We start from the raw sequence: 23,165 nt of genomic DNA, 5'->3' as shown, positions 1-23,165 counted from the left end.
TGACTTCGAGTTTGGCTCGATGAAGGCCATGCGCAAGGTGCGGCCGATTATCCAGCACGGCTTGATGAGCCTGGCCGTGCTCGATCCACGGCTCACCAACACCATGATCAGTGTGACGGTGTGGGTCGAAGGCAAGGCTGAAGAGGTGCATGGGCGGTTGTTCAAGGAAGCCAGCATGGGCGTGACCCAGGCGAGCAGCGCGGCGCAGCTTGCCCTGGTGGATATCTCGGTGGCAGCGGGGACGCTGGAAACCGATGCGCGCAGGTTGTTGCAGGGGATGAAGATCACGTCGCAGCAGGCGGCCCGATTGGTAAAAACCGGTTTTTCCGGGTTGCGCGGGATTGCTGGCAGCTGGGAGGTTCTGCTGGCGATAGGCGGTTTGTATTTGCAGCAGGACAGTCTGGGCAGGAATCAGGAAAAGGCGGAGACGGAGATTGGGCCGAAGGCGCATGAGGCCAAGTTGGCATTGCAAGGATCGTATTTGGGAGTGTTGGGAGGACATATCGAACTGGTGGGGTTCTTGTTGAGCTCAAGTACTAAACCCATTGGAAAGTCGTGGGCTAAGGGCGTCTCAGAAACTGGAGTGTCGCTGATAAAAATCGGTGCGATGATAGGTGCAATAACCGGGATTTTGGATACGGCACAAGCATTTTCTGCTGCTAAACGTGCACGAGCAGCTGGGGATAACCCAGCAGCGATGAGTTATTTTAGTGCGGGTGTCGTGTACGTCTCTTCAACTGGTATGTTTGTCTATGCAATATTCAAGCCCGTCCTATTAGGGCCTCTAGGTCTGGCTATAGTACTGGCACTCATCGCTTACGCATTTGCCAAGTCAGCTGAAGAAAGCGAATCTAATGCATTAGAGCGCTGGGTGCGACGCTGCTGCTTTGGGACTAACAATGAAAATCCGGTCGTGTCTTGGAAGACACCTGAATATGCAGATATAGCGTTTGCGGAGCTGAATGCTGCCACGCTCGGCGTACATACGGCGATTCATTTCGAATCCAAACGTTTAAGCGACCCGGCCACTTCTAAGATTGGTGGGTTGCTTAGCTTGGGACTAGAGCAAAAACTAAAATTCCAAATCATATTGCCCAAATACCGTGATGAGCATTCGGCCTATCGATTGACGCTTGTGGTACATCGACATGGTGACGGAACCTTCCCCGACTTCAGTGGCGGAGAGGCTGTCGTTCTTGATGAGTACCAACCTGTTCGAGCCGAGGCGCTTACCAAAGCGGCAACATTCCATGACTTTTCTCAGCCGAGGCTGCCCGATTACAAGAGTGACATTTTAGTTAAAAAAAAAGACGGTCGCCTAGCCAAAATGAGCCGCATATGTCTTGGCTAGAAATTACGGGCGCTATGAATCTTATGGCTACGATTGGACCGCATACCATTAGAGCCGCGACACTGCTGATAAGTTATTGGCCGGATAGAAGCCTGCCAGACGCATATATTGAGGTCTGCATTAAGGAAGCTAATGAATGAAGATTAAGCCCAGGATCCTTTCGGAGCGAGCTCTGTGTTGGAGCCATGATCTGCCTGGTGTCAGCTCGGATGAAGTCCCGCGTTTGAGCTTCGAAGATATAGATCCGCCACCAAACTACTGTGATGATGTGTTCCTGGAGCTTCCCCGTTCTACTGTTAGTTTGCGTGGTGTCACAGTGCTGATAGGGGGACCAATCTTGGTTTTTCTGTGGGTGCATTAATCTACATGCACTGGAGGTTTTTTGGTATCTACTGGTCGAATAATTGGGGCACTGACATCCTCGCATCGTTAGCGATTTTGATTGGCATGTGGGCTACTGCGACATATGTAAAAATGGACCTGTTGCTCCCACGGGACGAACCAATCCGCTTCAATCGCCTGCGGCGCAAGATTTATCTCTATCAGTTCAGATTTCACTACATCTACCTGTTCAGCCGCAAACACTGGGGCGTCAAACCTGTCGCCTACAACTGGGACGACGTGACCGCCGAAGTCTACCGAGTCTACGCCCCCGGCCACGGCGGCCTGATCGAAAACGTCATGCTGTCGATACGCAACCCGGAAACCAACGAATTCATCGACCGCGTGTTCTTCACCCACAACCTCTACCAAGGCGAAGCCTACTGGGCTATCGCCCGGCTGTTCATGCAGCAAGGCCCCGAAGCCCTCCCGAAGTTCGTGCACCCACCCCGTGACTGGAACGATGACGATGGCCTGAGCCACATGCATTGCCTGGCGCCCAAGGTTAATTGGCCGGAGGATATTGACCGTGAGTCCCGTACAGCCCCATCTGAATAAGAGGGCCGATGCCCCCAAGCGTAGTAAGTATAGGCTGCCATAGGTTGCGGCAGCCTCACTGTTCCCGCAAAGCACCTGCACAGCCAGGCCCTACGGCAGGCTGCTACACGCTCTGCCTGGATGCCAAGTGTGTACATTGAGATTTATGTCAGGGAGATTAACGAGTGAAGCGTGATGGTAAAGTTCTGTGGGAGCGCGCTTTAGGCTGGAGCCATGACCTTCCCAAGGTGGATGAAGTGCCAAAGTGGCGGGAAGTGTGGGCGAGTGTCAAACCGTCGCCAAACTATTTCGATGATGTTTATCTCGAGTTGCCACGGAGCAGCACCATTCTTCGAGGCGTTATATTCCTGATCGGTGTTGCGGGGCTGCTTTTTCTTTTTGGAATGGCGCTTTACTTGTACTGGGATTTATTATATGACGACTGGCGGCACGACTGGCTGATGAATCTATCATTGGTAATTACCGCCTCAGCAATACTGTGGGCCTTGATTCCTTACATCAAGCTTGATCTGGTTGCCCCTAGGGACGAGCCAATTCGCTTCAATCGACTACGCCAAAAAATATATATTTATGAGTTTCGATATGACCGCATCTTCATCTTCAGCCGCAAACGATGGGGCGTCAAACCGGTCGCCTACAACTGGGTCGATGTGACCGCCGAAGTCTACCGAGTCTACGCCCCTGGCCACGGGGGCCTGATCGAGAACGTCATGCTGTCGATCCGCAACCCGGAAACCAACGAAGTCATCGACCGCGTATTCTTCACTCACGACCTCTACCAAGGCGAAGCCTACTGGGCCATCGCTCGGCTATTCATGCAGCAAGGCCCTGAAGCCCTGCCGAAGTTCGTGCACCCACCCCGTGACTGGAACGACGACGATGGCCTGAGCCACATGCATTGCCTGGCACCCAAGGTTGATTGGCCGGAGAATATTGACCGTGAGTCCCGTACTGCCCCATCTGAATGAGAGGGCCGAGTCCCCCCGGGCCTAGAAGGTATAGGCTGCGGCAGCCTCACTGTTCCCGCAAGGCCCCTGCACAGCCGGGCCCTACGGCAAGCTGCTACACGCTCTGCTTAGATGCCAAGTGAGTACGTTGAGATTTATGTCAGGGAGATTAACGAGTGAAGCGTGATGGTAAAGTTCTGTGGGAGCGCGCTTTAGGCTGGAGTCATGACCTTCCCAAGGTAGATGAAGTGCCAAAGTGGCGGGAAGTGTGGGCAAGTGTCAAACCGTCGCCCAACTACTTCGATGATGTTTATCTCGAGTTACCTCGGAGTAGCATTATCCTCCGAGGTGTCATATTTTTAGTCGGGATTCCGGGGTTGATTTTTATTCTAGGATTGACGCTTTGCCTCTACTGGAGTTTTTTGCATGACGGTTGGCAGCGCGATTGGCTAATAAACATATCAATAATTTTTCCTCCGGCAATACTATGGGCTTTGATTCCCTATGTCAGACTTGATCTGGTTACGCCTAGAGATGAGCCAATTCGCTTCAATCGACTCCGCCAAAAGATATACATTTATGAGTTTCGATATGACCACATATTCATCTTCAGCCGCAAACGATGGGGCGTCAAACCGGTCGCATACAATTGGGACGACGTAACCGCCGAAGTCTACCGAGTCTACGCCCCTGGCCACGGGGGCCTGATCGAGAACGTCATGCTGTCGATCCGCAACCCGGAAACCAACGAAGTCATCGACCGCGTATTCTTCACTCACGACCTCTACCAAGGCGAGGCCTACTGGGCCATCGCCCGGCTATACATGCAGCAAGGCCCCGAAGCCCTGCCGAAGTTCGTGCACCCACCCCGTGACTGGAACGACGACGATGGCCTGAGCCACATGCATTGCCTGGCACCAAAGGTTCATTGGCCGGAGGACATTGACCGTGAATCCCGTACTGCCCCCCCTGAATGAGGGGGCCGATGAACCCCAAGCCTAGAAATATAGGCCGCCCTGGGTTGCGGCAGCCTCACTCTTCCCGCATGGCCACTGCCCAGTCAGGCCCTACGGCAGGTTGTTCCCCGCTCTGCTTGCACTCATCACTGTTTCCACGGAACTGAATGCATGAAAGGAAAGAGAAAGATGCTACCTACCCGAGGGGTGGGCTGGAAGTATGATCTTCCTCCGCATGATATTGCACCCGCGCAGCGCGAGGTGTGTTTGGCATCCAATTTAAAAATAAATCGGGCTGGACGTATATTTATCGAGTTCCCTCGGTCCTCGGTCAGCGTGCGGGGGATTTCTTTTTTCGGCGGCTTGATTATTCTAATTTACACAATGGTGTTTATCGTGCCAGACATCTTCACTTCCCTCCTCGACGACTGGCAATCGGGAATTGAAATTACGACCATAGGCCTCATGATTGTAACTCTTTCAACCTGGGCCTTTTTTCCATTGTTTCGTATGGACCTACGACTTCCTCGCGATGAACCCATACGTTTCAATAGAGCACGCCAAAAAGTCTATTTTTATGAATACAGGTTTGATCGCTTATACCCCTTCGGCAGCAAGGGCTGGGGAGTAAACCCTGTGGCCTATGACTGGGCTGACCTCACTGCCGAGGTCTACAGGGTATACGCCCCGATGGGTTACGGCGGCCTCATTGAAAATGTGATGATATCGGTTCGCAAAACAGGCACCGAGGAAGTCATCGAGCGCCTGTTCCTGTGTGACGACATAGAGCAAGGCAAGCAGTATTGGGCACTGGCACGTTTGTACATGCAAAGTGGCTATGACGCTCTTCCTGACTCTATAAGCGCTTTGCAGGATCAGAAGGTTGGCAATGGTCTGAACCCGATGCGATACCTCGCCCCCAAGGTGCGATGGCCAGCGGAAATCGACCTTGAGTCTCGCAGTGCCCCGACAACGGGAAGTCTTCTAAACCGCTAGCGCGGGATGTTGAAGGCTCGGCAAGCACCTTGGCTGCAAATCAGACAAGGCGTTGGATTGTCATTGGCTTGTACGTTGCTCATGCACCACCCCGAAAGCAACTGACACCCCAGGCGGTGATCTTGAAGGGCAAATGATAGTGGGCCTGTGCATCCCCAATGCCGAAGCGGTAAACCAGCTCGTCGAGGAACGGTATCTCGGGTAACCCCACACCGATCTGGCGGTAGAACTGCGCCACCTGCAAACGCACTTCGTACACGCCGACGGGAAACCGCCCGCTCAGCGCCGCCAGTTCCGGCCACTGCCCACGCGCGTCGATGCAGCCCTCGGCGATCGGTGCCGCGCCGGGCGCCCCGATGCTCAGGCACAAGCCTTCGGCAGCTCGCCCGCTGGCAATGTCGACCACATGCACGGACACCCCGCCGCTCATGCCCAGAACCCCCGGTGGGCCTGCGCCGCCTCATCCTCCAATACCGGCCCGTGCACCTGCACGACACGCTGCCCGCGGGCGAACACCTCGCGGCACGGCAAGGCGAAGGTGGGGTTTTCCGGGTGGGCACCGGTCAGTCCAAGCAGGGCATGTTCCGACAGCGCGTACACCACCCGGCCGATGCCGGTCCAGTAGACCGCGCCGGCACACATGCAGCAAGGCTCGGCACTGGTGTACAACGTGCAGGAGGCCAGTTGCTCAGGCGTCAGCAGCCTGGCTGCACGGGCTGCGGCGACCAGTTCGGCATGCTGGGTCGGGTCGCCCTGCGGGGGCATGGAGTTGTTGCCGGCACTGGCGACGACCCGGCCCTGGGCATCGGCGACAATGGCAGCGAACGGATGCCGGCCTTCCTCGCGGGCTTGCTCGGACAGACGAATCGACTGGCGCAGCAGGTCCAGGTCGAGTGCGGACAGGCCGGTGTCTTGGTGGTTTGAAAAGGTCACGAACGGTCCTCCCTGAGGGATGATGGAACGCGCGCCAACTGGCGCGCGTGAACAAGGTTCAGTTGGCCAGGCCGCTATCGGCGGCGTTCCGGGTGCTGGTATCAGGCGCGCGGTTGAGCAACAGGTTGAGCAGGATGGCGCTGACGGCGGCGAGAAAGATCCCGCTCTCGAGTACCAGTTTCAGCGGGCCGCTGACATGCCCGAACAGCGCCGGCATCGACATCGGCAGCACGCCGATGCTGACCGATACCGCCACCACCAAGCCGTTGCGGGTGCCCTCGAAACGCACCCGGGCAAGCTCCTGGATACCGGCCACGGTGGTCATGCCGAACATTACGATGGCGCAGCCGCCCAGGACCGGCGTCGGCACACTGGCAATCAGCGCCCCCAGCTTGGGGAACAGCCCCATCAGCACCATGATCGCGCCGGCGGCGGCGACCACGTAGCGGCTCTTGACCCCGGACAGCGCAATCAGCCCGGTGTTCTGCGTGAACGCGTTGTAGGGAAAGCTGTTGAACATGCCGCCTAGCATGGTCGACAGGCCATCGGCGCGGAACGCATTGGCAAGGGTACGCTGGTCAGTGGGCCGGCCCGTCAGCTTGCCGATGGCCAGGCAATTGCCGGTGGTCTCAGCCATGATCACCAGCATCGCCAACAGCATGATCAGTACCGGGGTGAACGAGAACTGCGGCACGCCGAACGCCATCGGCGCGCTGAGCTCGAACCATGCCGCAGCCGAGACCTGGCTGAAATCCGTCATGCCGCAGACCGCGGCCACCAGGCTGCCGGCAATCAGCCCCAGCAGCACGCTGAGGTTGCCGATGAACCCACGAAAACGGGCATGGATCACCAGCGTGATCGCTACCGTCGCCACACCGAGCAGCAGGTTGGCCGGCTTGCCGAAGTCCGCAGAGCCAGGCTGCCCTCCGCCAAGCCAGATGGCTGCGGCCGGCATCAGCGAAATGCCGATGACCGTGATCAGGCTGCCGATCACCACTGGCGGAAAGAACCGCAGCAACCGGCTGAACAGCGGTGCAATGGCAATCGTCAGCGCACCGGCGGCGATGACCGCGCCGAACACATGCGCCAGGCCGAACGCCTTGCCGATCATGATCATCGGCGCCAAAGCAATGAACGAACAGCCCTGGATCAGCGGCAGGCGCGCGCCGAAGCGCCACAGGCCGAGGGTCTGGAGCAAAGTGGCAATGCCGGAGGTCAGCAAGTTGGCATTGATCAGCGTGACCACCTGGGCCTGGCTCAGGCCCAGGGCACTGCCCAGAATCAACGGCACCGCGACGGCGCCGGCGTACATCACCAGAACATGCTGCAGACCGAAGGTGAACAGCTCCCGCGGGGGCAGGACCTGGTCCACGGGATGGATCTTGGATTGGCTCATGTCGTGACTCTCCTCAAATGCGGCTCTTTTTATTGTTGAAGGCGCCCGGAGTGACATGCAGCGCAGGAAAGCCTGGGCAGCTGACACCGATGTCGAGGTGAAGAATCCTGTGAAATCACCGATGGAGCAAATGATTAACCATCGTTACTATCGATGGATCGAGCGGTAGAAAGGATCGAACAATGCGCTTTTCCCTTGAGCAACTGCAGGTTTTCGTCGGTGCCGTTCAAGCCGGCTCGTTCTCTGCCGCAGCGCGACGGCTGGGGCGCACCCAGTCGACGGTCAGTGCAGCGATCAGCAACCTGGAAACCGACCTGGGCGTGCAGCTGTTCGACCGCTCCAGCCGCATCCCCAAGCTGACTGCCGCCGGCCACAAGCTGTTGCTGCGGGCCGAGGGCATCCTCGAGCGCTGCTACGCGCTGGAGGGGAGCGCCGACAGCCTGGCCGGCCAGGTAGAAGCCACCCTGACCCTGGCGATCGAAGTACCGTATGGGCCGCTTATCCCACCATTCAAAGGCTTCGACCAGGCGTTTCCCTTTGTCGACCTGCTGATCCGCCACCCGGTGCACGGTGATGTCAGTGAAATGATCCTGGCTGGCGAGGCCGACCTGGGGGTGACCTTCGCCCAGCCCGACTACCCACCGGAGCTGGCCTTCCAGCAACTGGGCAAGCTGATCATGACCCATGTGTGCAAGCCCGGGTTCGCCCTGGCGCGCCAGTGCCCGGTGAGTTTCGCCGACCTCAACGCCCATCGACGGCTGGCTTTCGCCGCCCATGCCGACAAACTGCCCAGCAGCGAATACCTGCGTGCCGGGCAGCTATGGCAGGCGGAGAGTTACCTGGCGCTGGTAGAAATGGTCCGTGCCGGGCTTGGCTGGGCGACCCTGCCGCGCCAGCTGGTGCAGCGCGAGCTGGAAAGCGGCCAACTGGTTGAGTTGCAGCTGGAGGCGTACCCCCACACCGACTGGCTGGTGGGTGTAGACCTGCTGTGGCACCGCAAGCGCCAGCCGGGCCCGGCGGCGCGCTACCTGCGGGAGAGCCTGCAGCGCAGCAAGGTGTTCGAGGTTGACCGGCTGGGGCGCTCGACCACCTTGTAAGCCAGGTCGATACCGGCGCCTGCTGGACGGTGCCTCTTGCTGGCTGCGTGCAGCCCTACAGAACAGGATGGTTCGGTGCCCTGCCCTCGAGTACCGCTGCCAGCTCGGCCGCCGCAGTACGCGCCATCAATGCACGCGCCTCGACGGTGGCCGAGCCGATGTGCGGCAGCGCCACCACCTGGGGCAACGCCAGCAACGGCGAGGCGGCCGGCAGCGGCTCTTGCTCGAACACGTCCAACCCGGCCGCGCCGAGCTGCCCCTCGACCAGCGCTTGCACCAGCGCGGCCTCATCGACCACAGCACCACGGGCGATGTTGACGAACACTGCATCGGCCCGCATGGCTGCGAACTGCTCGCGGCCGAACAAGTGATGCGTGGCCGGACTCAGCGGCACGCAGACGCAGACGAAGTGCGCCTCGCCCAACAATTGTTGCAGCGGTACCCGCCTTGCGGCGAACTGCGCTTCATACTCGGGCTTGTCACTATTGCCGCTGTACAGCACCTGCATGCCAAAACCGAAATGCCCGCGCCTGGCCACCGCCGCACCGATGCGGCCAAGCCCGACGATACCCAAGGTCTTGCCGTGCACATCGCGGCCGAAGCGCGTGGCGTCGATAGCGTGCGTCCACTCGCCATCACGCACCATCTGCGCCAGCTCGCCAGCGCGTCGGGCAGCCATCATCAGCAACATGAACCCGGTATCGGCGGTGGCTTCGGTCACCGCATCCGGGGTGTTGGTCAAGCGGATACCGCGCTTGCGCAAGTACGCCAGGTCATAGTTGTCAAAACCCGCAGAGACGCTGGCAATGGCCTTTAATGCCGGGGCCCGGTCAAGCAGCTCCGCACCCAGCGGCAAGGTACTGCCGATCAGCCCGTCGGCAGTGGCCAGCGCCGCAAGAAAGCGTTCGCGGTCGGCCAGCGGCTGGTCGAAACGCTGAAAGTGGTAACGCCGGCCCAGGTCGGCCAGCACCTCGGCGCTGGAAATGGGGCCGAAGGAAACGACACGTTGCATGGAACCTCCTCAGTCGATGCGCGTTTCAGGTTGAGCCGCGTACAGCCGGCGCGGGACGCCCCAGATGATCAATATCACTGCCAGCAGGCTGACTGCAGTGAGCAACCACAGTGCCGGGGTTGGCGACCCGCTGACGTCGCGTACCCTGCCGACCAGATACGGGCCGACAATGCCGCCGAGCTGGCCGATGGAGTTGATCAGCGCAATACCCGCCGCCGCCGCCAGGCCGGCCAGGTACTTCGGCGGCAGGGTCCAGAAGATCGGCATCCAGGCGATGATCCCGGTCATGACCAGGCTCATGCCCAGCATCAGCAGCCACAGCTGGCCGCTGAAACCGGCGCACAGCGCATAGCCTGCGGTGGTCATGGCGGCACAGCTCGCCATGTGCCAGCGGCGCTCGCCGCGCAGGTCGGAGCTGCGGCCGATCAGCAGGTTGCCCACCACCGCCACCAGGTACGGGATCATGGTCAGCAAGCCGATGTCCATGGCATCGGCCACGCCAGCGTTGCGAATCAACTGTGGCATCCAGAACAGCAGCCCGGTCAGAGCCATCACCAGGCACAGGTAGATCGCCGACAACGCCACCGAGGCCGGCTCGCGCAGGATGGCGCGAACCGAGCTGCCCCCTTCGGGCCTGGGCTCGGCATCGAGACGCTCGCGCAGGTAGCGCTTTTCTTCGGCGTCGAGCCAGCGGGCATCCTCGATGCGGTCACTGACCAGCCACAGCACCAGCAGGCCCAGCAGTACCGACGGCAGCCCCTCGAGCAGGAACAGCCACTGCCAGCCGGCCAGCCCGTTGACCCCGTCGAAGTGGCTGAGGATGAACCCCGCCAACGGGCCACCGACGATGCCGCACAGGCAGATCGAACTCTTGAAATAGGCATTGATGCGCGCACGGCGGTCGCTGGGGTACCACTGGGTGAAGAAGTACAACACCCCAGGCACGAAACCGGCTTCCATCACGCCGATGAGGAAACGCAGCACGTAGAACCAGGTTTCGCTGGTGACGAACATCATCGCCGCCGAGGCCAGGCCCCAGCTGATCATGATGCGGGCGATCCAGATGCGCGCGCCGATGCGGTGCAGCAACACGTTGCTCGGCACCTCGAACAGGAAGTAGCCGACGAAGAACAGGCTCGCGCCCAGGCCGTAGACCGCGTCGCTGAAACCCAGCGCACTCTGCATCTGCAGCTTGGCAAAACTGATGTTGACGCGGTCCAGGTAGGCGAACAGGAAACACACGATGAACAGCGGCACGATGCGCCAGTTGATCTTGCGGAACAGGTGGTTATCCAGCGACTCCCGCGCGATCAGGTCGGCGGGCAAGGAACGACTGGGCATGGCTGCAACCTCTTGTTGTTGTTCTTGGGGTATAGGTCGAATGCCCGCCCTGGCCTTGGCCGGGCGGGGGGCAGCGATTCAACGTCGGAGCTCAAGGCGTCAGGCCAGCGCCTCGCGGCTGTGCTGGCCGTCGACCAGGCGTTGCAGGCCCAGCGGGTTGGCGTTTTTCAGGGCATCGGGCAATAGCGCGTCCGGGTAGTCCTGGTAGCACACCGGGCGCAGGAAGCGGTCGATGGCCAAGGTGCCGACCGAGGTCCCACGAGCATCGGACGTGGCCGGGTATGGCCCGCCATGCACCATGGCATCGCATACTTCAACGCCGGTCGGGTAACCATTGACCAGTAGGCGCCCGGCCTTGCGCTGCAGCACCGGCACCAGCGCGGCGAAGCGCTGGAAGTCCTCCGGCTCGGCAATCAGGGTTGCAGTCAGTTGCCCATGCAGGGCTTGCACGGCGCGGCGCAGTTCGGCTTCGTCGGCTACTGCGACGGCCACCGTGGCAGGCCCGAAGACCTCTTCCTGAAGCAGTGCGTCACCGTTCAGCAGCAAGCTCACATCGGCCTGGAACAGCTGTGCCTGGGCCTGGTCACCCGCCTGCTCGGCACCGGCCAGATGGCGCACGCCCGGGTGCTGGAGCAGGCGTTGCACACCTTGGCTATAACTGCGCAAGGTGCCGGCATTGAGCATGGTCTGCCCGGCCTGGTCGGCCAGATGCGCGCCAAGGGCCGTGAGGAAGGTACTGAACGCTTCGCCGGCAATACCGATGACCAGCCCCGGGTTGGTGCAGAACTGCCCGCAGCCCAGCACCACCGAAGCGGCCAGCTCCCTGGCCACCTGCTCGCCCCTGGCCTGCAAGGCCGCTGGCAAGACCAGCACCGGGTTGATGCTGCTCATTTCGGCGAACACCGGAATCGGCTGCGGGCGCGCCGCAGCCAGCTCGCACAGCGCGCGGCCGCCCTTGAGCGAACCGGTGAAGCCCACGGCCTGGATCGCCGGGTGGCGCACCAGCGCTTCGCCGACACCGGCGCCGTAGATCATGTTGAACACGCCCGCGGGCATGCCGGTGGCCACGACCGCTCGCTCGATGGCCTCGGCCACCCGTTCGGCAGTGGCCATGTGGCCGCTGTGCGCCTTGACCACGACCGGGCAGCCGGCAGCCAGCGCTGCGGCGGTATCCCCCCCTGCGGTGGAGAAGGCCAGCGGGAAGTTGCTGGCACCGAACACCGCTACCGGGCCGACGCCGGTACGGTACTGGCGCAGGTCGGGGCGCGGCAGCGGCTGACGCTGTGGCTGGGCACGGTCGATGCGAGCACCCAGATAGTCGCCACGGCGAAGCACCGTGGCGAACAGGCGCATCTGGTTGCTGGTACGCGCCCGCTCGCCCTGGATGCGCCCGGCCGGCAGTGCGGTTTCGCGGCACACGGTGGCGACAAAGGTGTCGTCCAGCGCATCCAGCTGGTCGGCAATGGCATCGAGGAACTGCGCACGGCGCTGCGGCGCCAAGGCGTTGTATTCGGCGAAGGCCGCTTCGGCAGCCTGCGCGGCGGCGTCCACCTCTTCCGGGGTGGCCTGGGCAAAGGCCTGCGGCAAGGCTTCGCCGGTACGCGCATCGAGGCTTTGCAGGCGCACGCTGCCGGCGGCGCTGCGCTGGCCGCCAATGAAGTTGCTTCCGGTCATGGTTGACTCCTGTAATGAGAAAGAAGGTTCAGATGCTCGTGTCAGGCAGTTAGCGGAAAGGGGGCTGCTGCGCAGCCCATCGCAGGCAAGCCAGCTCCCACAGGGACCGCGCAGTTCTGGCAGCTTGCGCCGTATTTGTGGGAGCGGGCGAGCCCGCGAAGGGCCGCAAAGCGGCCCCGATTCATCAACCGGCTGGCAGCGAGCTCAAAGGCTTTTCACCACCCCGGGGCGAACCTGCCCGGGCGCTGCTGCAATGCCATTGCGCAGCGGCTGGCCGAAGGCGTCGAGGCTGACTTCGAAGGTGTCGCCCGGCCGCGCCTGGATGCCGTCGGCGAACGACAGCGTAGCGGTGCCGAAGTAATGCACGTGGATATCGCCAGGGCGCAGGAACTGGGTGTACTTGAAGTGGTGGAACTCGAGGTTCTCGAAGCTGTGGCACATGTTCTGCTCGCCCGACAGGAACGGCTTGCGCCACAGCTCCTGGCCATTGCGCAAAATACGGCTGGTGCCTTCCAGGTGGGCCGGCAGCGCACCCAGGCGCAGCTCTGGGCCGAAGCTGCAGGCGCGCAGCTTGGAATGGGCCAGGTACAGGTAGTTGCGCCGCTCCATCACATGGTCGGAAAACTCGTTGCCCAATGCGTAGCCAAGGCGGTAGGGCGTGCCGTCGGCACCGATCAGGTACAGCCCGACCAGCTCCGGCTCCTCGCCGGCATCCTCGGCGAACGCCGGCAGCGGCAGGTCGTCGCCAGGGCGCACGACGATGCCACCGTCGCCCTTGTAGAACCACTCCGGCTGGGCGCCCTCCTCGCCTGCCGGCGGCCGACCGCCCTCGAGGCCCCACTGGAACATGCGCATGCTGTCGGTCACCGCGCCTTCGGCCTGCTGCTGATGCATCTTGTCGCGGGTAGCGGCGCTGCCCAGGTGGGTCAGCCCGGTGCCGGTGACCAGGCAGTGCGCCGGGTCCGGGTGGTCCAGTGGTGGCAACACGCGGCCTTCGGCCAGCAGGGCCAGGTAGTCGTGGCGCTCGCCCAGGCCGGCAGCCTGCACTTCAGCGGCCAGGTCACGGCCGGCGGCAATGGCTTGCAGGGCCAGCTGGCGGGTGCTGCCAGCGCCCTGCACCTGCAGGGCGTAATCGCCTTCCACCACGCCCACGCAGCGCTCGCCGGTGGCGGTTTCAAATTGGATCAATCGCATGTTTGTGCTCGCTTCTCGGTTGCGAAAATTAGCGGGAGGCCTCGGCTGCCCGCGTGGAAGCCAGGCGCTGGCGGCGCTCCAGGCAGTTGTAGACAACCCCGGTGAGCAACAGCCCGAACAGCATCACCACGGCCAGGAAATACAGCCCCGACGAAAGCTGCCCGGTGTGCTCCTTGAGCGCGCCGATACCGAACGGGCCCAGGTAGCCGCCGAGGTTGCCGATCGAGTTGATCAAGGCGATGCCGGCTGCGGCGCTGGCCCCGGAGAAGAACCGGCCCGGCAAGGTCCAGAAAATGGCGGTGCAGGAGAACAACGCGAACGCCACCAGGCACAGTGCCGCCAGCTGCATGGCCGGCACGCTCAGCCACGCGCTGAGGAACAGGCCGATTGCCCCCAGGGCGTAAAGCAGGCCGAGGTGGCCATAGCGGTCGTTCAGGCGGTCGGAGCTACGCGGCACGATCAGCAGGCCGATGATGCCGAACAGGTAAGGCACGGCCGAAACGAAACCGGTGACCAGGTCACTGCCGCCGAACTGATGGATCAGCGTGGGTAGCCAAAGGCCAAGGCCATAGATGCTCAGGGTCACCGGCAGGTAGAACAGCGCCAGCAACAGCACCCGGCTGTCCTTCAGGGCATGCAACGGATTGCCATGGCGGGTCTGGCCGAACTCGCGCAGGTCGTTGGCCAGTTGCTCCTGCAGCCAGCTGCGTTGCTCGTCGCTGAGCCAGCGCACCTTGGCCGGGCTATCCGGCAACAGGCGCAGGGTCGGCCAGGCCAGCAACACCGCCGGGGTACCAATGCAGATGAACAGCCATTGCCAGCCATGCAGGCCGTAGATGCCATCGAGCCCCAGCAGCGCGCCCGAGAGCGGCCCGGTGATCAGCATTGCCAGCGGCTGGGAGAGGATGAAGAAGCCGAGGATCTTGCCGCGATGGCGTACCGGGTACCACTGGGTGATGTAGTACAGCACGCCCGGGAAGAAGCCCGCCTCGGCCGCCCCCAGCAGAAAGCGCATCACGTAGAAACCGTTGGGCCCGGTGACGAAGGCCATGCCGACGGTGATCGCGCCCCAGGTGACCAGGATGCGGGCGAACCAGCGGCGGGCGCCAAAGCGGTCGAGCAACAGGTTGCTCGGCACCTCGAACAGGAAGTAACCAATGAAGAAGAGCCCGGCACCAAGGCCGTAGGCAGCGTCACCCAGGCCGATGTCGGCGCCCATGTACAGCTTGGCGAAGCCCACCGCGGAACGGTCGACATAGGCCACCAGGTAAAGCAGTACCAGAAAAGGGATGAGTTTCAGTGTGATCAGGCGGACGAGCCGCTGCTCCTGAATCATGGCGATGTCTCCAATTGTTCTTGTAATGGGTACAGCACCGGCCGGGGACTTTTTGGCAGACCTCTGACCTGGGTGAACGATCTTATAGTATTACTATTTAAATCAACAAGCCTTCACAGAGACCATTTTTCTCAGTACATTCGACACCACAACGACAAATAGTAATACTAATTAGGTACCCCCATGTCTGATCACAAACGCCCTCTGCGCTCCGCCCAATGGTTCGGCACCGCTGACAAGAACGGTTTCATGTACCGCAGCTGGATGAAGAACCAAGGCATTCCGGACCACGAATTCCAGGGCAAGCCGATCATCGGCATCTGCAACACCTGGTCGGAGCTGACCCCGTGCAACGCGCACTTCCGCAAGATTGCCGAACACGTCAAGAAGGGTGTGCTGGAGGCTGGCGGCTTCCCGGTGGAGTTCCCGGTGTTTTCCAGCGGCGAGTCCAACCTGCGCCCCACCGCCATGCTCACCCGCAACCTGGCGAGCATGGACGTGGAGGAAGCGATCCGTGGCAACCCGGTGGACGCCGTGGTGCTGCTGACCGGCTGTGACAAGACCACCCCGGCGCTGCTGATGGGCGCGGCGAGCTGTGACGTGCCAGCGATCGTGGTTACCGGCGGGCCGATGCTGAACGGCAAGCACAAAGGCAAGGACATTGGCGCCGGCACCATCGTCTGGCAGATGCACGAGGCCTACAAGGCTGGCCAGATCGACCTCAACGAGTTCCTCTCGGCCGAGGCCGGCATGTCGCGCTCGGCAGGTACCTGCAACACCATGGGCACCGCCTCGACCATGGCCTGCATGGCCGAAGCGCTGGGCACCTCGCTGCCGCACAACGCCGCAATCCCGGCGGTAGATGCACGCCGCTACGTGCTGGCCCACCTGTCGGGCATGCGCATAGTCGACATGGTGCGCGAAGACCTGCGCCTGTCGAAAATCCTCACCCGCGAAGCCTTCGAGAACGCCATCCGCGTCAACGCCGCCATCGGTGGCTCGACCAACGCGGTGATTCACCTCAAGGCCATTGCCGGGCGCATCGGGGTGGACCTGCAGCTGGAAGACTGGACCCGCATCGGCCGCGGTACGCCAACCTTGGTCGACCTGCAGCCCTCGGGCCGATTCCTGATGGAAGAGTTCTACTATGCCGGCGGCCTGCCTGCGGTCATCCGCCGCCTGGGCGAACACGGCCTGCTGCCCAACCCTGCCGCGCTGACTGCCAACGGCAAGAGCCTGTGGGACAACTGCCAGGCCGCACCGCTGTATGACGAAGAGGTGATCCGCCCGCTCGACAAGCCGCTGGTGGCCGACGGCGGTATCTGCATCCTGCGCGGCAACCTGGCGCCCAAGGGTGCTGTGCTCAAGCCGTCAGCCGCCACCCCGGCGCTGATGCAGCATCGTGGCCGTGCGGTGGTGTTCGAGAACTTCGACGATTACAAGGCACGCATCAACGACCCCGAGCTGGAGGTGGACGCCAGTTCCGTACTGGTGATGAAGCATTGCGGGCCCAAGGGTTACCCGGGCATGGCCGAGGTCGGCAACATGGGCCTGCCGGCCAAGCTGCTGGCCCAGGGCGTGACCGACATGGTGCGCATTTCCGATGCTCGCATGAGCGGCACCGCCTACGGCACCGTAGTGCTGCACGTGGCGCCGGAAGCGGCAGCTGGCGGGCCATTGGCTGCCGTGCGTGAGGGTGACTGGATCGAACTGGATTGCAAGGAGGGTCGCCTGCACCTGGACATTTCCGACCAGGAACTGGCCGGCCGCCTGGCCGACCTGCAAGCCCCGCCGCAGCTGATCAGCGGTGGTTACGCCAGGCTGTACCTGGACCACGTCATGCAGGCCGACGAAGGTTGCGACTTCGACTTCCTGGTCGGTTGCCGAGGGGCGGCGGTGCCCAAGCACTCGCACTAAGGCCTGAAGCCTGTCGGTTAGCGTCATCGGGGCTGCTGCGCAGCCCATCGCCGGCAAGCCGGGCTCCCACAGGGACTGCGAAGCTGTTGGGGTCTGCGCCGTACCTGTGGGAGCCCGGCTTGCCGGCGATGGGCCGCAAAGCGGCCCCCAGACCGCTTAATTGACTGGCATCAGGGCATGCCCGCGAACACCGGCAAAGCCGGTGCCATCGATCGCGCCGGATTCTTCGCGGGTAAACCCGCTCCCACAGGCACTGCGCTGGCTTCGAGTTAACACTACACCTGTGGGAGCGGCTTCAGCCGCGAACACCGGCAAAGCCGGTGCCATGCACCGCGTCGCCTGCTTCGCGGGTAAACCCGCTCCCACAGGCACTACGCTGGCTTCGATTTGACACTACACCTGTGGGAGCGGCTTCAGCCGCGAACACCGGCGCAGCCGGTGCCATGCACCGCGTCGACGCGCTAATGCTATGATGCTGCCCCCCGCCCGAAGGATCCGCCCCGCCGCACATGAACTACCGCCAACCCACCACGCGCAAGAGCATGCACGCCACCCTGGTCCAGGACCTTGGCGTACAGATCGTATCCGGCCAACTCGCACCCGGGCAGAAGCTGCCCTCCGAGGCAAGCCTGTGCGAAGCCTACGCAATCAGCCGGCCGGTGTTCCGCGAGGCGATGCGCGCCCTGACTGCCAAGGGCCTGGTCGAGGCCCGCCCGCGGGTGGGTACCCTGGTCCGGCCGCGCCATGACTGGCACATGCTCGACCCCGACGTACTGCACTGGCTGATGCAGGCCACGCCACAGCAAGAATTCTTCAACATGCTGAGCAGCGTACGCTGGGTCATCGAACCCGCCGCCGCCGCACTGGCCGCCACCAACGCCAGCGCCGACGACGTCGATTCGATCGCCGAGGCCTACCAACGCATGGAAGCCGCACGCAACCACGAAGAACGCCTGCAACCCGACCTGGACTTCCACGCCCGCATCGCCGACGCCACCCACAACGACCTGCTGGCCTACCTGTGCAACATGCTGTCGATGGCGCTGCGCGAATCGGTGCGCTACTCCAACCAGCGCGCGAACTTCGACCAGCTCGCCCTGCCCCGGCACAAGGCGATTCTGACCGCTATCCAGAACGGCGATGCGCTGGGGGCGCGGCATGCTTCACTGGTACAGCTTGAAGATGCCCGCGTGGCGCTGGCCAAGGTGTTGGGGCAGGACCCGACGAGCTGAGGTATCAACCGGGCCTACCTCAGCCACCGAGCCCGCCGATCAGAAGACCGACCAGCCGATACGCGAACTGAGCAGTTCAAGCGCCGCCATCCCCGCCAGCGAGTTACCCGCCGCATTCAACTCCGGCGACCACACACACACCGTGAACTGCCCCGGCACGATCGCTACAATCCCGCCCCCGACACCACTCTTGCCCGGCAACCCCACCCGGTAGGCGAAATTCCCTGCTTCGTCATACAACCCGCTAGTGGCCATGATCGAGTTCACCTGCTGGGTCTGGCGCCGGGTCAGAATCTGCTCACCACTGTGCTTGCAGAACCCATCGTTAGCCAGGAAGCAGAATGCCCGAGCCAGGTCCAGGCAGTTCATCTGCAGCGCGCAGTAACTGAAATAGCTGCGCAGTACCGTCTCCACCTCATTATGGAAGTTGCCGAACGACTGCATCAGGTAAGCCATGGCCGCGTTACGCGCGCGGAACTGATACTCCGAATCGGCAACGCGGGCATCGATCGCGATATGGGGATTGCCCGACAGCCGCCGAACGAAATCGCGCATCGACAACGTGGGTGCCGCAAAGCGCGACTGGTTGATGTCGCAGATCACCAACGCCCCCGCATTGATAAACGGGTTACGCGGCCGACCGCGCTCGAACTCCAGCTGCACCAGCGAGTTGAACGGCTGGCCGGAAGGCTCATGGCCAAGCCGTTCCCAAATGGCTTCACCCGAGTGCCCAATCGCCTGCACCAGGCTGAACACCTTGGAAATACTCTGCACCGAGAACGGCACCAGCGCGTCGCCTGCGCAGTAATAGCTACCATCGTTGCCATAGACCGCGATGCCCAGCTGGTTCGCCGGCACATCGGCCAGTGCAGGTATGTAGTCAGCCACTTTGCCCTTGCCGATCAAGGGACGTACTTCTTCGAGAATCTCGTTCAACAGCGTTTGCATGAAAGGCCCTGTATCAGTCCCCAGACGACGGCGAAGGGGTAGCATTCTTGACGAAGATCGAGCGAAAGAAATCACACTCTCGGCAAGAAATGGCCAGCCGCACCTGCAGCCCAAGGCTCCACGCTATAACCTATGCTGTGCTTGTTTCGACGGTATATAGAACACGCCCCCGCCAGGTACCGAAGCAGCCAACCAAGGAATGGAGGACCAAAGATGCCAGCTTGCCCTTTACCCGCTGACGAAGCGCTTCGCCAGCGCACGCTCGATGAAATGAACCTGGTCGATACACCAGCCGAGCACTACCTCGATACCCTGGTGCGGCTCACCCAGGACCTGGCCCATGTGGACACCGTTCTCATCAGCCTCATCGATCAGGACCGACAGTGGTTCAAGGCCCGCATAGGGCTTGAGGCAAGCGAGACGACGCGAAGTATTTCCTTTTGCGGCTACGCCATTCTCGGCGAGGGTACCCTGATGGTGCCCGACGCCACGTGCGACGGGCGATTCGTCGACAACCCGCTCGTGCTCAACGAGCCCTATATCCGCTTTTACGCCGGCCACCCCTTGCGTGCAGGTAACGGCAAAGCCATCGGTACGCTGTGCATGTTCGACCCGCGCCCACGCGAGCTCAGCGAGGCTCAGCAAGCGAACTTCAGGGACCTGGCCACGCTCGCCGAGGGATACCTGCAGCTGCGCACCTTGGCGCAGGTGAACCGCGATCTGCGGCTTGAAATGGATCGCGAGCAGCGCAAAGCCCTGCTCGACCCTTTGACACAACTGTGGAACCGCGGCGCGTTGTCGGCGTTTGAAGCGCATGAACGACGATTGGCAGAGGTGAACGGCTTACAGCTGGGTGCGGTTTATGCCGACCTGGACCACTTCAAATCCATAAACGACAAGTACGGCCATGGCGGCGGTGACAAAGTGCTATGCGAGTCTGCCCGTCGCCTGCGTGCGGCACTGCGCCCTGATGACTTGGTGGTGCGGCATGGGGGTGAGGAGTTTGTTGCTGTTTTGCAGGTCAAGGACAGCGAAGAGCTGACCCGGATTGCTGAGCGGATTCGCGAACAGGTGGGTGCCAGCCCGATGCAGTTACCCTGTGGCCCGTTGAAGGTGAGCGTGAGCGTAGGGTGCACCCTGTTTGCCAAGGGTGAAAGGCTGGATGACGCACTGGAACGTGCTGACAAGGGGCTCTATACCGCCAAACAGAATGGGCGTGATCGGGTTGTCTATGTAGCCCCGTCATTTTGAGCCGAGCACGGTCCGGGCTGTACGGCATCTCTTCTCGCACGTCAGCCCGGCTGTTCATTCCCCAGAGCCCGCCCCGCTCGGCATGCCCTTGCCGCCAAAGCTGGATCATCTAAAGGCCGCAAACACAGTGCTCAAACCCTGCGCTTCCCCTATGAAAGCAACTGCCTTGCAAAAACTCTAAATGTTACCGCGATCCCTGTGGGAGCGGGCGCGCCCGCGAACACGGGCGCAGCCCGTGCCATCCACCGTAAAACCCGCTCAAAAAACTGCACACAACTCGTCGATCAGCAGAACCTAGCACAAGAAGGCCCAGCCCAGAGGTGCGTTGCCACACGGATGGCTCAACCGGCAAGCACGGACCCAGCCTCTAAGGAATCGGCGCCGCCGCGGTCCAACATACCCACGAAGACTCCAACACAGCGAATGGCATCGCCGACAAGGACTTCACGGACAAACCCGCCCTCAAAAACTGCAAATATCTCCCTGAATTAGCAGTCCCCCATGTGGGAGCGGCTTCAGCCGCGAACACCGGCGCAGCCGGTGCCATGCTCACGCTAAATTCTTCCCCGCCCAAACAGAACACTCAGGCCCATGACACCACAGCTACCCGCCCCAAAGCCCAAGGCCTGGCTAATTCCCCAAAGCAACCCACAACATCGATCCAGTCGTGGGCAGTTCCAATACAACTGGCTCATGCCAAAAAAACCTGCCAATCGTCCCAAGCCCCGTCACTGCAACCCTGCCCCGCTAGCCCCGATCTCATCCATGAATTCCGCAAGAAACACTTCAAGCCGAGCATGACGTTCAGCAGCCAGCCGAGCCCCTTCAGCAGTTTTAAAACCCGACGCAAGCTTGAGCAGCTTGGTATGAAAGTGCTCGACCGCATACGCCTTGTCCTGATACTCCCTCCCCCACGCTGCAGGGTTCTCGAAATCGTACAGCGCCGACCCCATTCGCCCAGACACGTAAAAACACCGGGCGATACCCACTGCACCTATAGCGTCCAGGCGATCACTGTCCTGCAGAATCCTGGCCTCAAGGGTGAGTGGTTCGAAGCCAGCCGAGTAGCTGTGGGTTTTGACTGCATGCGCCACCTGCTCGATGCGCTGCAACGGCCAGTCCATATCCGCCAGGATTGACGCCGCCCTTTGTGCGGACAGCGTTGACGCCTGCCCACGCAAGGGCGAGTTCTTTTCTACCGCAACACAATCATGCAGCACAGTCGCTGCAAGCAGCACTTCCAGGTCGCCGCCTTCTACACGCTGTATCCGTTGCGCGTTGACCCACACGCGATGGATGTGGGACAGGTCGTGGGAGCCATCCGGCTGGTCAGCCGGTAGGTACTTCAGCAGGTCAGCGGCAAAGCGCTGGAAAGGGGCAAAAGCTTCGATAGTCATCTTCGGTGCATTCCATGGGCTGTTACTTGGCGTCCTTTGCAGGGGGCGGGCCCGTGACCAGCCTTGGTCCAGATGCGAGCGGGTCAGTTTCAAGGCTTGAGTAGCGAAAGTCCATGCTGGACCGTTTGTTGGCATCGCGACATAACTGGATACAGGGATTCGTGAGTGGAAAGCTTTTTGAGAGCCACAAACCGTTAACAGAGCAGCCAGCGTTGCATGCTGTGAGGGTGAACGGGCAAAAAAAGTCAGAATTAACCCCTTCCCTGTAGGCAATTTCCCAAAGATACTCCCTGCGCCTGTTTTTCGTTGCACATAACCAACGTGGATTTTAGTCTCGGCTCGTCGCTGCCAATTCAGCGACCGGTTTTGACGGACCGATGACGCTGTCCTCATGTGCACACTTTTATGGTGGCTGTACGTGCGGGCACCCTGTGGTGCGCCGAGTGCCAACGTCTCGGTCCGTCAACCCGCGTACAGCTACCACCCATTGCTTGACGGCATGGCCGTGGTAGTTCCTCCTTCTACGTTGGAGCTTCACCATGCTCAAGATCGTTCCAGATCCTCCCCACAAGACTCTCTGCCTTGAAGACACCCTGATCCAAGCCACGGACTACGCGCTATGCGCGGCGACCGTCGTGCATCAGGCAATGCTGCTGCAGCCCAAATCGCCTGCGTCGATTCTTATGATGGCCTCGATGCACGAGCTGGAGACGCTGCGAGCTTTGCTTGAGTCCGCACTGATCCAAGTGCAAATGCCCACTGAGCCTAGGACTTTGCACTAAGGCTTCATTTATGTGTCGCCTGGGCTGCCCCTATCGCCAGCAAGCAAGGCTCCCACATGGATCTAAGCTGCCCCACAAATCTCGAGGCCTATGCAGTATTTGTGGGAGCTGGCTTGCCGGCGATGAGGCCAGACCAGGCACGAGAGATTTCGGGGAAATTGAACAATGTCCACAGAAGAAACCAAATTCACCGTCGGCAAAACCACCTTCTACCAAGGTGAAAACCAGACCCATCCGCTGTTCCGCATCGAAGCCGGCATCCCCTGCCAGAGCGCCCGCGAACAAGCCTCGGAGCTTATGGGCTACGCACGGGATATGACCCTGGACGGCTTGATGGAAGACAAACCTCAGCTGATCTGGGCATCGCATTACCTCTGCGCATTGGCTAAGGCGCTGATGGATGATGCCGAGCTGGGCATGATGAAGAACCCGTAATGAGGAGGTTCTACCGCAGGACCAATCCGTC

The 23,165-nt window shown here is 61.4% G+C and carries 21 protein-coding genes; 11 read left to right on the top strand and 10 right to left on the bottom strand.

Features of this window, described 5'->3' with window-relative positions:
* The 5 genes from CAF92_RS09560 to CAF92_RS09540 all read left to right on the top strand — a co-directional run.
* A partial coding sequence (locus tag CAF92_RS09560; RefSeq protein WP_256573716.1) for an oxidoreductase occupies positions 1 to 1,351 on the top strand: 1,351 nt, incomplete at its 5' end.
* 474 nt (positions 1,352 to 1,825) lie between these two features.
* Positions 1,826 to 2,290 carry a DUF6708 domain-containing protein gene (locus CAF92_RS09555; protein ID WP_085600503.1) on the top strand — a complete coding sequence of 155 codons (465 nt, stop codon included), beginning with the start codon at positions 1,826 to 1,828 and terminating at the stop codon, positions 2,288 to 2,290.
* A 164-nt stretch (positions 2,291 to 2,454) separates the two neighbouring features.
* Complete coding sequence (locus CAF92_RS27835) at positions 2,455 to 3,258, top strand: DUF6708 domain-containing protein (protein ID WP_346642064.1); 804 nt, start codon at positions 2,455 to 2,457, stop codon at positions 3,256 to 3,258.
* Positions 3,259 to 3,413: 155 nt separating this feature from the next.
* Positions 3,414 to 4,214, top strand: a complete 801-nt coding sequence (locus CAF92_RS27830; RefSeq protein ID WP_371916239.1) for a DUF6708 domain-containing protein — start codon at positions 3,414 to 3,416, stop codon at positions 4,212 to 4,214.
* Between the two features lie 150 nt (positions 4,215 to 4,364).
* Positions 4,365 to 5,189: a DUF6708 domain-containing protein gene (locus CAF92_RS09540; RefSeq protein ID WP_256573715.1), complete on the top strand. Its 825-nt coding sequence runs from the start codon at positions 4,365 to 4,367 to the stop codon at positions 5,187 to 5,189.
* 79 nt (positions 5,190 to 5,268) lie between these two features.
* Here CAF92_RS09540 and CAF92_RS09535 read toward each other — a convergent pair whose 3' ends face one another.
* The 3 genes from CAF92_RS09535 to CAF92_RS09525 are packed head-to-tail and all read right to left on the bottom strand — an operon-like array spanning position 5,269 to position 7,518.
* Positions 5,269 to 5,607, bottom strand: coding sequence for a hydroxyisourate hydrolase (locus CAF92_RS09535; protein ID WP_178081774.1), 339 nt, complete (start codon positions 5,605 to 5,607; stop codon positions 5,269 to 5,271).
* 8 nt (positions 5,608 to 5,615) lie between these two features.
* Positions 5,616 to 6,122 (bottom strand): nucleoside deaminase, encoded by a 507-nt coding sequence (locus CAF92_RS09530; RefSeq protein WP_085600501.1) that lies wholly within the window; start codon positions 6,120 to 6,122, stop codon positions 5,616 to 5,618.
* A 58-nt stretch (positions 6,123 to 6,180) separates the two neighbouring features.
* A complete protein-coding gene (locus tag CAF92_RS09525; RefSeq protein ID WP_085600499.1) occupies positions 6,181 to 7,518 on the bottom strand; it encodes a nucleobase:cation symporter-2 family protein in 1,338 nt (445 codons plus the stop codon).
* A gap of 182 nt (positions 7,519 to 7,700) precedes the next feature.
* On the opposite strand from CAF92_RS09525, the gene CAF92_RS09520 reads away from it, so the two are divergent.
* A complete protein-coding gene (locus tag CAF92_RS09520; protein ID WP_085600497.1) occupies positions 7,701 to 8,615 on the top strand; it encodes a LysR family transcriptional regulator in 915 nt (304 codons plus the stop codon).
* A gap of 55 nt (positions 8,616 to 8,670) precedes the next feature.
* Here CAF92_RS09520 and CAF92_RS09515 read toward each other — a convergent pair whose 3' ends face one another.
* The 5 genes from CAF92_RS09515 to CAF92_RS09495 all read right to left on the bottom strand — a co-directional run bounded on the left by CAF92_RS09515 (position 8,671) and on the right by CAF92_RS09495 (position 15,172).
* Complete coding sequence (locus tag CAF92_RS09515) at positions 8,671 to 9,627, bottom strand: D-glycerate dehydrogenase (RefSeq protein ID WP_046614050.1); 957 nt, start codon at positions 9,625 to 9,627, stop codon at positions 8,671 to 8,673.
* A gap of 9 nt (positions 9,628 to 9,636) precedes the next feature.
* Positions 9,637 to 10,968: an MFS transporter gene (locus CAF92_RS09510; protein WP_085600495.1), complete on the bottom strand. Its 1,332-nt coding sequence runs from the start codon at positions 10,966 to 10,968 to the stop codon at positions 9,637 to 9,639.
* Between the two features lie 99 nt (positions 10,969 to 11,067).
* The gene (locus CAF92_RS09505) at positions 11,068 to 12,642 is read right to left on the bottom strand and encodes an aldehyde dehydrogenase (NADP(+)) (protein WP_085600493.1); all 1,575 of its coding nucleotides are present in this window, start codon (positions 12,640 to 12,642) and stop codon (positions 11,068 to 11,070) included.
* A 204-nt stretch (positions 12,643 to 12,846) separates the two neighbouring features.
* Complete coding sequence (gene araD1, locus CAF92_RS09500) at positions 12,847 to 13,836, bottom strand: AraD1 family protein (RefSeq protein WP_085600491.1); 990 nt, start codon at positions 13,834 to 13,836, stop codon at positions 12,847 to 12,849.
* 28 nt (positions 13,837 to 13,864) lie between these two features.
* Positions 13,865 to 15,172 carry an MFS transporter gene (locus CAF92_RS09495; protein WP_085600489.1) on the bottom strand — a complete coding sequence of 436 codons (1,308 nt, stop codon included), beginning with the start codon at positions 15,170 to 15,172 and terminating at the stop codon, positions 13,865 to 13,867.
* A 183-nt stretch (positions 15,173 to 15,355) separates the two neighbouring features.
* Here CAF92_RS09495 and CAF92_RS09490 point away from each other — a divergent pair, with 183 nt between their 5' ends.
* A complete protein-coding gene (locus tag CAF92_RS09490) occupies positions 15,356 to 17,089 on the top strand; it encodes an IlvD/Edd family dehydratase (RefSeq protein ID WP_085600487.1) in 1,734 nt (577 codons plus the stop codon).
* A gap of 509 nt (positions 17,090 to 17,598) precedes the next feature.
* Positions 17,599 to 18,321, top strand: coding sequence for a FadR/GntR family transcriptional regulator (locus CAF92_RS09480; protein ID WP_046614056.1), 723 nt, complete (start codon positions 17,599 to 17,601; stop codon positions 18,319 to 18,321).
* A 39-nt stretch (positions 18,322 to 18,360) separates the two neighbouring features.
* On the opposite strand, the gene glsB is transcribed toward CAF92_RS09480, so the two are convergent.
* Positions 18,361 to 19,269: a glutaminase B gene (gene glsB, locus CAF92_RS09475; protein ID WP_046614057.1), complete on the bottom strand. Its 909-nt coding sequence runs from the start codon at positions 19,267 to 19,269 to the stop codon at positions 18,361 to 18,363.
* Positions 19,270 to 19,482: 213 nt separating this feature from the next.
* Here glsB and CAF92_RS09470 point away from each other — a divergent pair, with 213 nt between their 5' ends.
* Positions 19,483 to 20,520, top strand: coding sequence for a sensor domain-containing diguanylate cyclase (locus tag CAF92_RS09470; RefSeq protein ID WP_085600485.1), 1,038 nt, complete (start codon positions 19,483 to 19,485; stop codon positions 20,518 to 20,520).
* A gap of 728 nt (positions 20,521 to 21,248) precedes the next feature.
* Here CAF92_RS09470 and CAF92_RS09465 read toward each other — a convergent pair.
* Entirely contained in the window at positions 21,249 to 21,917 is a 669-nt protein-coding gene (locus CAF92_RS09465) for an HD domain-containing protein (RefSeq protein WP_085600483.1), read from the bottom strand.
* A 539-nt stretch (positions 21,918 to 22,456) separates the two neighbouring features.
* Here CAF92_RS09465 and CAF92_RS09460 point away from each other — a divergent pair.
* Together CAF92_RS09460 and CAF92_RS09455 are read left to right on the top strand one after the other, a co-directional pair.
* Entirely contained in the window at positions 22,457 to 22,699 is a 243-nt protein-coding gene (locus CAF92_RS09460; protein WP_085600481.1) for a hypothetical protein, read from the top strand.
* 165 nt (positions 22,700 to 22,864) lie between these two features.
* On the top strand, positions 22,865 to 23,134 hold the full coding sequence (locus tag CAF92_RS09455) for a DUF3077 domain-containing protein (RefSeq protein WP_085600479.1): 270 nt from the start codon (positions 22,865 to 22,867) through the stop codon (positions 23,132 to 23,134).
* The last annotated feature ends 31 nt before the right edge of the window (positions 23,135 to 23,165 follow it).

The sequence above is a fragment of the Pseudomonas sp. B10(2017) genome, from assembly GCF_002113295.1.
Lineage (GTDB): Bacteria > Pseudomonadota > Gammaproteobacteria > Pseudomonadales > Pseudomonadaceae > Aquipseudomonas > Aquipseudomonas pudica.
The sequence above is the reverse complement of the archived record's forward strand: the minus strand, read 5'-3'. Positions and strand labels throughout refer to the sequence as shown.

Bases quoted from the DNA above. Each gene is read 5' to 3' on its own strand.
- CAF92_RS09555 (WP_085600503.1), top strand. From the start codon at position 1,826: ATGGACCTGTTGCTCCCACGGGACGAACCAATCCGCTTCAATCGCCTG.
- CAF92_RS09540 (WP_256573715.1), top strand. From the start codon at position 4,365: ATGAAAGGAAAGAGAAAGATGCTACCTACCCGAGGGGTGGGCTGGAAG.
- CAF92_RS09525 (WP_085600499.1), bottom strand. From the start codon at position 7,518: ATGAGCCAATCCAAGATCCATCCCGTGGACCAGGTCCTGCCCCCGCGG.
- CAF92_RS09520 (WP_085600497.1), top strand. From the start codon at position 7,701: ATGCGCTTTTCCCTTGAGCAACTGCAGGTTTTCGTCGGTGCCGTTCAA.
- CAF92_RS09515 (WP_046614050.1), bottom strand. From the start codon at position 9,627: ATGCAACGTGTCGTTTCCTTCGGCCCCATTTCCAGCGCCGAGGTGCTG.
- CAF92_RS09510 (WP_085600495.1), bottom strand. From the start codon at position 10,968: ATGCCCAGTCGTTCCTTGCCCGCCGACCTGATCGCGCGGGAGTCGCTG.
- CAF92_RS09505 (WP_085600493.1), bottom strand. From the start codon at position 12,642: ATGACCGGAAGCAACTTCATTGGCGGCCAGCGCAGCGCCGCCGGCAGC.
- araD1 (WP_085600491.1), bottom strand. From the start codon at position 13,836: ATGCGATTGATCCAATTTGAAACCGCCACCGGCGAGCGCTGCGTGGGC.
- CAF92_RS09495 (WP_085600489.1), bottom strand. From the start codon at position 15,172: ATGATTCAGGAGCAGCGGCTCGTCCGCCTGATCACACTGAAACTCATC.
- CAF92_RS09490 (WP_085600487.1), top strand. From the start codon at position 15,356: ATGTCTGATCACAAACGCCCTCTGCGCTCCGCCCAATGGTTCGGCACC.
- CAF92_RS09480 (WP_046614056.1), top strand. From the start codon at position 17,599: ATGAACTACCGCCAACCCACCACGCGCAAGAGCATGCACGCCACCCTG.
- glsB (WP_046614057.1), bottom strand. From the start codon at position 19,269: ATGCAAACGCTGTTGAACGAGATTCTCGAAGAAGTACGTCCCTTGATC.
- CAF92_RS09470 (WP_085600485.1), top strand. From the start codon at position 19,483: ATGCCAGCTTGCCCTTTACCCGCTGACGAAGCGCTTCGCCAGCGCACG.
- CAF92_RS09465 (WP_085600483.1), bottom strand. From the start codon at position 21,917: ATGACTATCGAAGCTTTTGCCCCTTTCCAGCGCTTTGCCGCTGACCTG.
- CAF92_RS09460 (WP_085600481.1), top strand. From the start codon at position 22,457: ATGCTCAAGATCGTTCCAGATCCTCCCCACAAGACTCTCTGCCTTGAA.
- CAF92_RS09455 (WP_085600479.1), top strand. From the start codon at position 22,865: ATGTCCACAGAAGAAACCAAATTCACCGTCGGCAAAACCACCTTCTAC.